This window comes from Methylomonas koyamae (genome assembly GCF_019669905.1).
Taxonomy (GTDB): domain Bacteria; phylum Pseudomonadota; class Gammaproteobacteria; order Methylococcales; family Methylomonadaceae; genus Methylomonas; species Methylomonas koyamae.
In genome coordinates this window covers 4,467,921-4,481,005 of record NZ_AP019777.1, presented here as the reverse complement: position 1 = coordinate 4,481,005, position 13,085 = coordinate 4,467,921, and the positions used below count along the sequence as shown (strand labels likewise).

Genomic DNA, 13,085 nt, shown 5'->3' with positions numbered 1-13,085 from the left:
TGAAAATGAAAGCTGAGCACCATAAAAGTGCCAGCAGGTCTTAATTACAAGATTCTCTAGTAATAGAGGAGGAAATATGAAAATAATAAAAGACAAAGTTGCAAAACTGTCCTTTGTCGCACTGTTGGTTGCAATGGCAACAGCGATGTTCTACGCTCCAGCAGCATCTGCTCATGGTGAAAAGTCACAGGCTGCGTTCATGCGTATGCGTACTATTCACTGGTTTGACTTGAACTGGTCAAAAGAAGAAGTAGCTGTCAACGATACTATGACAATTTCCGGTAAATTCCTGGTATTCGCAGGATGGCCAGAAACTGTTGATAAACCAGAAGTTTCATTTTTGAACGTTGGTATCCCTGGTCCAGTATTCATTCGTGCTGGTTCTTGGATCGGCGGTCAACTGGTTCCACGTTCTGTTTCTTTGGAACTGGGCGAAGTTTATGAGTTTAAAGTACTGTTGAAAGCTCGTCGTCCTGGCGACTGGCACGTTCACTCTATGATGAACGTACAAGGCGGTGGTCCAATCATCGGTCCTGGTAAATGGGTAACTGTAACTGGTTCTATGAGCGAGTTCGTAAACCCTGTTACCACTTTGACTGGTCAAACCATCAACTTGGAAAACTACGCTCTGGATAACGTTTACTTCTGGCACGCTGTATGGTTCGCAATCGCGTTCGCTTGGTTGATCTTTTGGGTCAAACGTCCGATTTTCGTTCCACGTCACATCGCTGTTAGCACAGGTAAAGCAGACTCTTTGATCTCGTCTGGTGACAAAAAAGTCGGTATGTTGTTCGGCGTTGGTACCATGGTTATCGTAGCGGCTTCTATGGCTTCTACTAACGAAAAATACCCTGTTACTACTCCGCTGCAAGCTGGTTTGTTGCGTGGTATGAAAACTTATCAAATGCCTGAAGCTACTGTTTCAGTTAAAGTTGATGACGCTACATACCGTGTACCAGGTCGTGCAATGCAAATGACCTTGACAGTAACAAACAACGGCGATTCTGCTGTCCGTTTGGGTGAATTCAACACAGCTGGCGTTCGCTTCTTGGATCCTGCTGTTCACGAAGATGACACCAACTATCCTGACGACTTGTTGGCTGAAGAGGGTCTGACTGTTAGCGATAACAGCCCGCTGGCTCCAGGTGAAACCCGTACTATCGAAGTTACCGCTTCTGATGCTGCTTGGGAAGTTTACCGTCTGGCTGACTTGATCTATGACCCAGACAGCCGTTTCGCTGGCTTGTTGTTCTTCTGGGATGCAAACGGCAACCGTCAATTGGTAACTGTTGACGCTCCGCTGATCCCGACTTTCATCTAAAACTTGAAAGTGCTCTAAGCGATCAAAAGCTTAGAGGTTAACGACAAACCCCCGCTATTGAAAAATAGCGGGGGTTTTTTTTGGTGTAAACTTCTGATAAAAATACGGATTAGAAATAATTTTAATCAGAATTAATATTTCGAATTTAAGAGTGGCGAAATGAAGAAAGTTATATTGGTTTGTTCACTATTGTTATTAATGGGGTGTGCAGAAAAGGACGAGTATCAAAATGAGATTTTGGAGCAGATGAAAACGGAAAAGGATATTAAAGACTATAAAATAGCTCCGGAAGAAATGACTAAATGCGTCGTGGACACGTCGTCATCAAATATGCCAGGTTTGTTTTTAATAGACCCTCAGCGCAGGCGGGCTTATAAAAACTATACAAAAATGTTGAAGCTCAATAAGTCGGGTGATCCGAAAAAAACCTTAGAGGAGTTACGACAAGACTTTGGAGATGCAAAGACGCTTGCAGATGCGCATTCTAACTACGTTGAGAGTGTAGTCGATTGTATGTCAAATTTGGTATCTTCTACCGAAGAAGCTCAAAACAAACAAAAATAGCAATTTAAGTTATTAGGCTAATGTCGAGTACGCCGCTATAAGGCGTCGCCAGATCAGATTATGGGAAGTTAATTCGTCCCGGAGAGGAAATACTACTGGTAAAAGACAAAGTTGCGAATAAATGCGCCTCTACTAATTCCAAATAACTACAGATTTGTAGGCGAAGAGTTGGGTACGCTTTGGGTTTGATGAAGTTGCGGGCTTGATTGTTCTGGTTCGGTATGAGGAAGCTAATAACTTGTAATTTTGTTATTTTGGGTTTGCTTGCAATAACATACTATATTAATAGTTCTTCTGATATAGGAATGACGCCGTGCCTCTAAGACTAAGAGTTATCTCATATAAGGGTGCTCCTTCAAGTACTAATTTATCTGCTACATTCAATCAGTGCGGTGGTTCAATAGGAAGGAAAAATGGGAATACGCTAGTACTGATCGACCCGGAAAATTTCGTTTCAGGCCATCATGCAGAGGTTTTGTACCAAAATGGTCAATATCAGTTAAAAGATACTAGCAAAAATGGCACATATCTGGTCAATGCCGATATTAACGTAACAGGCCAGCAAATTAGGCTGCAAGACAAGGAGATATTGCGTATAGGGGAATACGAGGTTCTGGTCGAGGTTGAAATTGAGTCTGGAGATATTCCAGCAATAGATCTAGCGGCAATCGACCGTGGGCCTTTTTCGCAGTCGTTTGCCACCGAGCCTGATTCGCCGTTTGCTTACTCGTCAAGCCCTTCAGTATTCGAACAACAGGTGGAAAAGCCGTTCCCGTTCCAAGAGTTAGGACCCAGTCAACCATTCCAAGATAGTTTTTCGCCACCAGAAGTCGAATCGGCGAACGTACACGTAATTGAAGCCCAGGAAAAAGACATCGCTGAATTTTTAAAAGGGTTGGATTCGTTATCGGCAGCGTCGATAATTGACCCGTTAGCTAGCGGGAATAATCCAGGTGCCACGGCGCCAGCCCCATTCGAAGTGGACGATACGTCTTATTCGGATCAACCAGTTCAAGACATAAATGCCGGCACGAATCAGCAATTCAATGCTCAGCCACAGAACCTTACGCCGCTCGCGGAGTTAAACGAAAGCGCGAGCCCAGTAGCTCCGAGGCCCCAACCTGAATCAACGGCCGATAGCGCTGAGTTGTTTAGTTGTTTTATGCGAGGTGCTGGAATTAGCGATTTGGATTTTGTGCCAGAATCCCAGCGCCGCGCCGCGATGAACGCCGCAGGGAAATTATTCCGAAATCTGATTGAGGGCTTGATGGATGTCTTGCGCGTACGTGCGGAGATGAAAAGCGAATTCCGCGTTTCGGTGACAACAATCCGGTCAACGGAAAATAACCCGCTAAAATTCAATCCCGATGTGGAAAGTGTGCTTAAACTTATGTTGGCGCCAAACAATCCAGCATTCATCGCCCCGGATGCCGCAGTGAGTGAAGCCTTCAGGGATATCAAGTACCATCAGATGGCAGTCACAGCGGGTATTCAAGCGTCATTGGCGGAGATATTGCGGAGATTTGAACCCGAAGCCTTCGAAAAAACATTGGGAGAAGGATTGTTATTTCAGAAGAAAGCGAGATGTTGGGAGCTTTATTGTGAAAAATATCCGGAACTAAAGACGTTAGCCGTAGAAGAGTTTTTTGGGGACGAATTCGCCGACGCGTACGAGAAACAAATGCATTTATTCAGCCGACGCTGAGAGTTAAAGAGCCCAAGGTTCGAATGCAAGCCAACAAATCAGAGATCAACAGAGTATGTCTATAAATAATAGGATTGTTTGGACTGAAGGCATGTTTCTGCGGCCGCAGCACTTTCAACAGCATGACCGCTATCTGCATACGCTGGTTGACGGGCGCTGCCGCGGAATTCGGTCTCACGACTGGGGGCTGTCTACCCTTGCAATCGACATTAGCCAATTGGCAATAGGCAAAATTTGTCTGAATGAAGCCAGAGGGATTTTCCAAGACGGTACGCCGTTTTATATGCCGCATGAAGACGAATTGCCGTTGCCCTTGGATGTCCCACCGGGAACAAGTAATGAAATAGTTTACTTAGCGTTGCCGCTGGTGCGGCCGGATGGCATTGAGGTCGATAGCGAACACAATCCGGACGGACTCGCTCGTTATCGAATAAACCATCGGGAAGTCAGAGACAATAACGCCGGATATGATGGCCGGTATCCGGTGCAAATTGCGAGTATGCGGCCTCGTTTACTTCTGGCTTCGCAGGAGCGTTCCGGCTATTTGTGCCTCGGTGTCGCCAATATCGTCGAAGTTCGAGCGGATAAAACAGTCGTACTGGACGAAAAGTACATTCCCGCATCATTGCAATCCACAGCTAGTCGCATCCTGGCGGGGTTTGTCCGTGAATTGCAAGGCTTGCTGCACACCCGGGGGGAAGCACTGGCGGCACGCGTTGCAGGAGCGTCGCATGGCGCCGCTGTTGCCGAAGTTGCCGATTTTTTGTTGCTGCAAACCATCAATCGCTACGAACCCCTGCTCGAACATCTGGCGGCCGATAGTTCATTGCATCCTGAAAGCCTGTTTTCTTTATGTCTTCAGATAATGGGCGACCTCTCAACTTTTTACCGACAGAACAAGCGTCCGGCCAATATTCCACCCTACCAGCACGATGATTTGCGTCGTTGTTTTATCCCGTTAATCGACGAGTTACGGCGTTTGTTAAGTATGGTATTGGAACAAAATGCAATTCAAATACCGCTTACCAAGCATAGCCAATCGGTTTATTACTCCGGGCGTCCGGACGTAAAGCTGTTGGAGAATGCGATCTATATACTCGCTGCTAGTGCGCAAGTGTCTTCGGAGATGCTGCGCATGCACTTCCCGCCCCAAGTTAAAATCGGCCCGGTTGAAGAGATAACGCAATTAGTCACGGCGGCTTTGCCCGGAATTGCGATACACCCTTTGCCGGTCGCGCCCAGGCAATTGCCATACCACGCGGGCTGTTCGTATTTCGAACTCGATAAGCAGAGTCCTTATTGGAAGAAAATGGCTGAATCAGGCGGTTTTGCGTTCCATATCGGTGGCAATTTTCCCGGTTTGGAACTGGAGTTTTGGGCAATAAAAAAAGGGTAGGCGGCGATGACACAAAATGGTCCATTCGGTGACGACGATAAAACCGTTTTACGGCCTTCTCCGGGCGGGCGCTCACCCGACTCGGCCACGATCAGCAGAGCCGGGCAAAAGCCGACAACGCCACCGCCCGCCAGCTACCAAAATATTCCGCCGATAAGTGCTTTGGCGCCGTCCGCGTCCGCTTCGTTGTTGGATTTGGCCGCCGGGTTGCTTTCTTTGGCCGCCAGATTAAGGGTGACGGTCGCTTATGCGGCGGTGGACGAATTAAAACAAAAACTGGCTAAAGAGATCAGCGAGTTCGAGAATCGGGCGCTAGCCGCGGGCCTACAGCAAGAACACGTCCGCATCGCCAGTTACGGCTTGTGTACTTTTCTCGACGAGATCATTCAGAACACGCCTTGGGGATCGCAAAGCAACTGGGGGCATCAGAGCTTATTGATCGTTTTTCACAAGGAAGCATGGGGCGGCGAACGGTTTTTTCAAATTCTCGATCAATTAGTAAAGCAACCCGCTCAGAATCTGGCTCTGATTGAACTCGGCTATGCACTATTGAGCTTCGGTTTCGAAGGCAAATTTCGTATCATGGCGAATGGCATGAACGAGCTGGAAAAGCAAAGGCTTGAACTTTACCAGTTAATCCAACGCGTCCGCGGCGACTATCCGGCGGAGTTGTCGCCCCGTTGGCAAGGTCAGAAAACTGCAGTCCATCCTCTAATATCTCGAGTGCCGCTATGGGTGTTTGCGACCATTGCCGGAGGTTTGGCCCTACTGTGTTATTTGGGCTTCGCATTTTTTATCAATACCGCTTCCGACCCTACCTACAAGGAGTTGCTCAAGCTGAGCAAAGAGCCAATTTTGTTGGCAGCGGTTGAAACTGCCACTCCGGTTTCGCCGGTTATTCCCCTGCCAAGCCCTAATCGCGCACAACGCTTCATTCCATTATTGCGCGACGAAATAGCCAAGAACATGGTGGAAGTGGTAGACGACAGCATTATCCGGGTTCGTAATTCGTTCCCCTCGGGTAGCGACCAAGTGAAACCCGAATTCATCCCGATGTTAAAAAAAATCGCCAAAGAACTCGAGAACCAGCAAGACTCGATTTTGGTTACCGGCCATACCGACGATAGGCCTATTGTGTCTGCCCGCTTTCCGTCCAACTGGCATTTGTCGACCGCCCGCGCGAAAAATGTTTTGGCAATTCTGACCGCTTCCGCCCAATTGCGCGGAAGCGTCCGCGCCGAAGGCCGGGCGGACGGCGAGCCGTTGGAGCCTAACGACAGCCCGGAACATCGAGCGTTTAACCGCCGTGTCGACATCCTGATTAAGTGAGTATTGCGCGTGGAACCGATAATCAATTTTTTCAAACGTAAATGGGTGTTGGAACTGATCGGAGTGCTGTTTCTGGCGCTGTTGATCTGGTTTATCGGGCCATTGGTTGCAATTGCCGGGGTTGCGCCACTGGAAGCGGAATTGGCTAGAGGTATATCGATCGGCTTATTGGTAACGGTATGGCTGATTTATCGAATATTGGCCTACCGTTTCTCGCGGCAGCGCGACCAAAATTTGATGGCCGATTTGACAGGAAAAGACCCCGCCGATAACGCCCATGGCACCGAAGCGGCAGCGGAAGCCGAGTTGGATGTGTTGAGCCGCGGCTTCGACGAAGCGTTGGCTTTGTTGAAAACCAGCGGACGTAAGCAACAACGCGGCTCGCAGTTTCTCTATGAAATGCCGTGGTACGCGATTATCGGCGCGCCGGGCTCCGGAAAAACCACGGCACTGATCAACTCCGGATTGCATTTCCCGTTGGCGGAGCGCTTGGGTAAACACTCCGTCAAGGGTGTCAGCGGTACCCGCGACTGCGATTGGTGGTTTTCAGACGAAGCGGTGCTGCTGGATACCGCCGGCCGCTATACCACGCAGGACAGCCACAAGGAAGTCGATGCCTCGGCTTGGCAAGGTTTTTTGCAATTACTGAAGAAATACCGGCCGCGTCGGCCTTTAAACGGCGTATTCGTTGCGGTCAGCGTCAGCGACTTGATGCAACAAACGGAAGAAGAGTTGCGGCAGCACGCGGCCGCGGTCAGGCGTCGAATCATGGAGCTGAACGACCGCTTGGGCGTGCAGTTGCCGGTTTACGTGCTGTTTACCAAAACCGATTTGATTGCCGGATTTAACGACTTCTTCGCAAACTTGACCGAAGACGAGCGCAGCCAAGTTTGGGGTGAAACCTTTCTGCGTACCGATTCCGCCAGCGATAATCCGGCCGAGCACATCCAACAGTTCGATCGCGGTTACGACGAACTGGTCGAACGTCTGGTACAACGGCGCTTGAAACGGATGCAGGAAGAGCGCGATGTTCAGCGGCGTGCTGCCATATTCGACTTCCCGCAGCAAATGCGGCTGTTCAAAACAGTGGCTAGTGATTTCTTGCAAGCCACGTTTTCGACCAATCGTTATGAAGAGCCGTTTTTATTACGCGGCGTGTACTTCAGCAGCGGTACGCAGGAAGGTACTCCGATCGACCGCATCATGTCGGCCCTGGCCGCCAGTTTCAGACTGGACCGCCAAGCGGTACCGCTGTTGAGCGGCCGCGGCAAAAGCTATTTTCTGACCAAGTTATTGAAACAGGTGGTGTTTCCGGAAGCGGACCTGGTCGGCACCGACCCGCGGATCGAGCGGCGATACCGGCTGATGACGCTCGCCGCTTATGGCGCAACCTTTGTGTTTGTCGCGATTGCGGCGTTGGTCTGGTCGGTCAGTTTTACCGCCAACAAAATGGCGATAGCCGAGGTCGATAAACAGATAGAAGCTTACCGTGCCAGCAATATCGTGGCTCGGGATGCACGCACCGGATTTTTGGCATTGCTGCCGAAGCTGAACGCGTTACAAGCTGCGGCGGACGTTTACCGGCAAGCCGGCTGGACCACAGGTTTCGGTTTGGATCAGGGCGATAAGATCGGTTCCGGCGTGGACATGGCTTACCAGCGCTTGTTACGGGAAGGCTTTGCCGTACAAATCGTGCAGCGCTTGCAACAGCGCATGCAGAGTGAAGAAGGCGCCAATCTGGACGTACTGTACCAATTGCTGCGCGTCTATCTGATGTTCGGCGAACCGCAGCGGATGGACGCTAAGGTTGCTCAGCCCTGGGTCAAACTGGATTGGGAACAAATGTTCGCGACCGACCCGGAGACGCAGGCGAAACTGCAAATCCATTTGGACAATTTGCTGGCTTTTCCGCTCGACCCGGTCGCGATCGATAACAACTTTGTCGGCGCGGTTCGCAACAAGCTCAGCCAGATACCATTGGTCAACCAAGTTTACAGCCGCTTTAAAAGCGAAGCGTTGTTCGACCATAGCCGCGACCTGATCGTTGCCGCTCAATTGGCGCCCAATGGCGGCAGGGTTTTCGTCGCGGCCAACGGCAAAGAACTGGAGTCGATCGTAGTGCCTGGCGTGTTCACCGCCTATGGCTATACCGAGCTGTTTTTGAAGAAGGGCATGTCTTACGTCAAGGAAGCCAGCGAGCAGAATTGGGTATTGGGGACAGAAAGCGGCAACACGTTGACCGAAATCGACCGCTTATACGGCGATTTCAAGCGGTTGTACTTGGCCGACTACCAAAAAACCTGGGACGGCGTATTGTCCGCCGTTAAATTCCGGCCGCAGGCAGGCACCAGCCAACTGGTCGATACCTTGGATCTATTGTCCAGACCGGATTCGCCGCTGAAACTGTTGCTCGAGTTAGTGGAAAAAAATACTTCGTTGAGCAAACTCTCGGCCGAATTGGCGGACAGCCTTAGCAAAGCGGCCGGCGGCATCGCCGTGCCGGAAGCGGCCACCCAAAAATTGCTGGCGGTCGCTAAACAAAGCGAACAAGGCATCGATCCGGTAAAAGCCTTGGAGGCGTATTTCGAGCCGTTTAACGCGCAAGTGCGCGGAGCGGCGGACCGGCCGGCGCCAATCGCTTCGGCGCTGGCCAGTATTAAGAATCTGCACGACTACTTGATGCAAATCGGTTCCGCCAGCAACGCCGGTGGCCAGGCGTTATCCACCGAAGCGGCCAAAGCCGCGGGCGGCGGTATTGATCCGCTGCAGGCGGCGAAAATGGAATTCGCCCGTTTGCCGGGGCCTATTGCGGCTTCTTTAAATGCTTTGACCGCCACCGGCGGCCAACAAATCAAGAGCGGAGCAAAAAACCAGCTCAACGAAATGTTGAAAACCGCCGTGGCCATACCATGCAAAGCGGCATTGGCCGGCCGGTATCCGTTTGCGAAAAACACCCAGCAAGACGTGTTGCTGGCCGATTTTGCCAAGGTATTCGCCGCGAACGGTATCGTCGACCAGTTCTTCAATGCCAATTTAAAACCGTTCGTCGATATTGCCGCGGTACAGTGGCAAGAGCTTAAATCCGACAATGCGTTGGGCTTGGCGCCGGCCAGCATCCGCCAATTCCAGATTGCCGCCAAAATCCGCGATGCGTTTTTTCCGGGTGGGGGCGCCGTACCTCAGGTGCAGTTCGAATTGAAACCCTTGGCGCTGGACGACAGGGTCGGCACCTTTCGGCTCAATGTTGAAGGCCAGGAATTGGTCTATCGCCACGGGCCGGAACAGTTGACCAAATTTCAATGGCCGGGAAGCAATAACAGCGCCGGGGTGCGCGTGGTATTCGAGACCTTGGACGGCAAGCAAGTCAGCCGTGCCAAAGATGGCGCCTGGGCGCTGTTTCGTATGTTCGACGAATTCAACATTGAGCCGACCGGCTTGCCGGACCGCTTCAATCTGACGGTACAAGTGGAAGGTTTCAGCGCCCGTTTCGAATTGCACGCCGCCAGCGTAAACAATCCGTTCGGCATTAGCGAATACCAAAGCTTTCGTTGTCCGGAGGCGTTGTGACCAACGTCGAGCCGGCGGCAGTCGGTTTTTTCGGCAAAGTTCCTAGCTTAGGCGATTTCGTCAGCCGGCGTTTGCCCCGCCAATTCATCGAACCCTGGGACCAATGGCTGCAATCTTCGTTACGCGCCAGCCAGGACGCGCTAGGAGACAAATGGCTATCCTCGTTTTTGGTCAGTCCGCTCTGGCGTTTTGCTCTCGGACCCGGAATATGCGGTAACTCGGCCTGGGCCGGGGTGATGATGCCGAGTGTCGATCGGGTGGGGCGCTATTACCCGTTGACCTTGGCCCAGCCGGTGCCTAGCGATACGTTAATGGGCTTGTTTCTGCCGGAGAACGTGTGGTTCTCGCAACTCGAAGAGGTCGCGTTATCGGTGCTGAGCGAGTCCTTCGATTTGGAGGGCTTCGATGCGGCGGTATCGGGGATTTCCTGGAACCGTTACGGCCCGGCCAATTATTTTCAAGCCGAGCCGGTTGCGGATTTTCGGCAGCAGCCCAATAAATTTGCGTCAGGGTTCGAGATGCGGGATTTAGCGCAGAGCAATCTGGCGTATCCGTACTTGAGCCAAGCATTGATGGCCCGATTTTTAACTTGTTACAGCATATGGTCATCGGCGGGAACGCAATCGGGGCCGGCAACCCTGTTATGTTGCGAGGGCTTACCGCCCATCGATACTTATGCCGATTTTTTACAGGGCGCACCGCAAACTTCGCGCTCCTGGCAGTTGCAGAACTACAAACAAATCTTGGAATGCCGCCAGTCCGGCCCAGCCGCGGTAAACGGGGCTGAAATAGTCGCCGAGTCGGCTTCGTCTGCGCTGAATTGGCATTCTTACGGCGTTAGTGTGGTCGGAAACAAGCGCAAACATAACGAGGATGCGATGCTGGATTGTCCGGCGCAAGGGTTGTGGGTGGTTGCCGACGGTATGGGCGGACACCAGTCCGGCGACCTGGCCAGCCGCCTGGTTGTGGATAGCTTATCGGCGATGGCGCCGGCCGAGAGCCTGGATGGGCAAATCGAAGTGGTGCTGGCGCGGCTGCAAAAAATTAACGACGATTTGCGCCGCTTCGCCTCGGGTCTGCAGCAGGGCGGGATTATCGGTAGCACGGTGGTCGTGCTGCTGGCCCGAGCGGCAGAATGTGCGGCGATTTGGGCCGGCGATAGCCGGCTTTACCAACTGCGCGGAGCTCAATTTCGGCAACTGACGCGCGACCACACGCTGATAGACGAATTGATGGATTCCGGGTTTATGACCCGGGAAGTGGCCGAACAGCAGGTCGGGGCCAACGTGATTACCCGGGCCGTTGGCGGCCAGCAAGATTTGGTGTTGGATGTGGTCCGCTTTCGGGCCGAGCCGGGCGACCGCTTTTTGCTGTGCAGCGACGGTCTGGACAAGGAGCTGAGCGAGGCTGAAATTGCCGGTTTGATGGCTGTCGGCGATTGCCGGGAAGCGACGGATAGCCTGGTTAATCAGGCGTTGGCGCGTAGCGGCCGAGACAACATTACTGTCGTCGTCACCCAATTCGGCTGACCGCCGCGAGCCGGCCTGATCCCGTTGCTCCGCAAGCGGCTTTCGATTTTCCGGGCGCTCGTTGCCGGAACTCCCGGTAGTTTGCATTCGTGCCTTTTGCCGGGATAGCGCGGCAAAAGGCTTACTAAATCCCGTATCGGTGACGACATATCGTGCCGACATTCCGGTTTGACGCGAACGGCTGCATAGTGCCGCTTCGTGACTCTGTTCAAATATTTTCATATCTATCAATGGTTTGATCTTCCGCAGGCGTTAGGCCGCGACGGCTGGCACATATCTTGTGTAATGCTTAGCATAGTTAGCCGAAGGGCCTGATGTTAGGCGGGGCCGAGCGCAGTGCGGCGACTCATTCCAATTTTCGGCACGCGGCGCAAAAGCGGCTACACTGGAAGCGCCCATACTGGGCGGAACCAGCGGCGAGATTCGGTTCGGCGACACAAATTTGTAACCTTGGTGGGGTATTGGTAAACGCAAGTTGAAGCAGCGAAGAGGCTGCGATTTGCCATCGAGCTGCAAACCTATCGCGACCGCGCGTCGCTGGCATGGCAATTTGCTAGCTTGCCGCCGCTGCTGGCGGGACTTTATAGATCGGAGAATAAAACATGGCAGATTTATCAGGCTTGTTAAACGAAATAAGCCCGGATAACCCGTGCGGAGACAATTTGGAGTATGACGCCGCCCGCATCGCGTTGGACACGGACATTCAAGGCACGCCGGAAAACCAATTTACCGGCGAAAAGGCGATGCCGCCCAACTGGCGCGATATCCAAAAGCAAACCATAGCGCTGCTGGAAAGATCCAGGGACTTGCAAGTTATTTTGTATTTGATCAGGGCTTTAATTCCGCTGGAAGGTTTGGCCGGTTTCCGCGACGGGCTGGGTTTGTTGCAGGAGTCGGTGAATCGGTATTGGGATAGCATACACCCGCAACTCGATCCCGACGACGGCCTCGATCCTACCTTGCGGATCAACATTATCGAAGAGTTGGTAAATTTCGACTGGATCATTCGGCCGTTGAGTTTGACGCCGCTGGTCGAATCCAAAGCCGTAGGCCGGTTCTGTTTGCGCGACATTCAATATGCAACCGATAAGCTGGAGCCGCCGGAAGGCGTCGCCAAACCGGATATCAACGCCATCAAGGCCGCGTTTTTGGATGTGGACGGCGAAGAACTGGCAGCAACATTCCGGGCAATAGGCGAGAGCAGTGCCAGCGTGGCTCAGCTCGAGAATTTCGTCAGCGAAAAGGTCGGGGTTGGGCAAGGGGCGAATTTGTCTGGGCTCCGCTCCTTGTTGAAAGAAATCAGTTACCAATTCGACCAACTGGCCGGTAGCCGGTTGGTTGGCGAAGCCGAAGCAGCCGGGGAGGACGCCGGCGCAGATGCCGAAGACGAAACCGGAGCCGGAGCCGGAGCCAAAGCGCCGGCCAAGGTAAAACAGGTGGCCGGGACGATTGAGACCCGAGCCGATGTCGTTAGAACTTTGGATTTGCTCTGTAAATATTATGCCGAAAACGAACCGTCCAGCCCGGTACCGATTTTGTTGCAACGCGCCAAATACCTTGCTACCGCGGATTTCCTGAGCATAGTCAACAACCTGATGCCGGATGCACTGTCGCAAATAGATTTAATCAAAGGTCCCGATCTGAACTAAAGTTTTACTGTTATTAACTATTTCA

At 52.1% G+C, this 13,085-nt stretch carries 8 protein-coding genes; all 8 read left to right on the top strand.

Translation table 11 applies throughout. The annotated features are described in order from the left end of the window. Positions 1–76: 76 nt before the first annotated feature. The 8 genes from amoB (at position 77) to tssA (ending at position 13,060) form a co-directional block, all read left to right on the top strand. Positions 77–1,321, top strand: coding sequence for a bacterial ammonia monooxygenase, subunit AmoB (amoB, locus tag MKFW12EY_RS20190; RefSeq protein WP_054761031.1), 1,245 nt, complete (start codon positions 77–79; stop codon positions 1,319–1,321). A gap of 159 nt (positions 1,322–1,480) precedes the next feature. Further along, on the top strand, positions 1,481–1,885 hold the full coding sequence (locus MKFW12EY_RS20185; protein ID WP_054761033.1) for a hypothetical protein: 405 nt from the start codon (positions 1,481–1,483) through the stop codon (positions 1,883–1,885). Positions 1,886–2,198: 313 nt separating this feature from the next. Next, positions 2,199–3,590 carry a type VI secretion system-associated FHA domain protein TagH gene (tagH, locus tag MKFW12EY_RS20180; RefSeq protein ID WP_082409769.1) on the top strand — a complete coding sequence of 464 codons (1,392 nt, stop codon included), beginning with the start codon at positions 2,199–2,201 and terminating at the stop codon, positions 3,588–3,590. 55 nt (positions 3,591–3,645) lie between these two features. Further along, entirely contained in the window at positions 3,646–4,986 is a 1,341-nt protein-coding gene (gene tssK, locus MKFW12EY_RS20175; RefSeq protein WP_096876564.1) for a type VI secretion system baseplate subunit TssK, read from the top strand. 162 nt (positions 4,987–5,148) lie between these two features. After that, on the top strand, positions 5,149–6,315 hold the full coding sequence (icmH, locus tag MKFW12EY_RS20170) for a type IVB secretion system protein IcmH/DotU (protein WP_245006364.1): 1,167 nt from the start codon (positions 5,149–5,151) through the stop codon (positions 6,313–6,315). Between the two features lie 9 nt (positions 6,316–6,324). After that, positions 6,325–9,882, top strand: a complete 3,558-nt coding sequence (gene tssM, locus MKFW12EY_RS20165) for a type VI secretion system membrane subunit TssM (RefSeq protein ID WP_221053649.1) — start codon at positions 6,325–6,327, stop codon at positions 9,880–9,882. Continuing rightward, entirely contained in the window at positions 9,879–11,411 is a 1,533-nt protein-coding gene (gene tagF / locus MKFW12EY_RS20160; RefSeq protein ID WP_157199325.1) for a type VI secretion system-associated protein TagF, read from the top strand. The genes tssM and tagF overlap by 4 nt, the downstream gene beginning before the upstream one ends. 602 nt (positions 11,412–12,013) lie before the next feature. Beyond that, entirely contained in the window at positions 12,014–13,060 is a 1,047-nt protein-coding gene (gene tssA / locus MKFW12EY_RS20155) for a type VI secretion system protein TssA (RefSeq protein WP_221053648.1), read from the top strand. Positions 13,061–13,085: the final 25 nt, after the last annotated feature.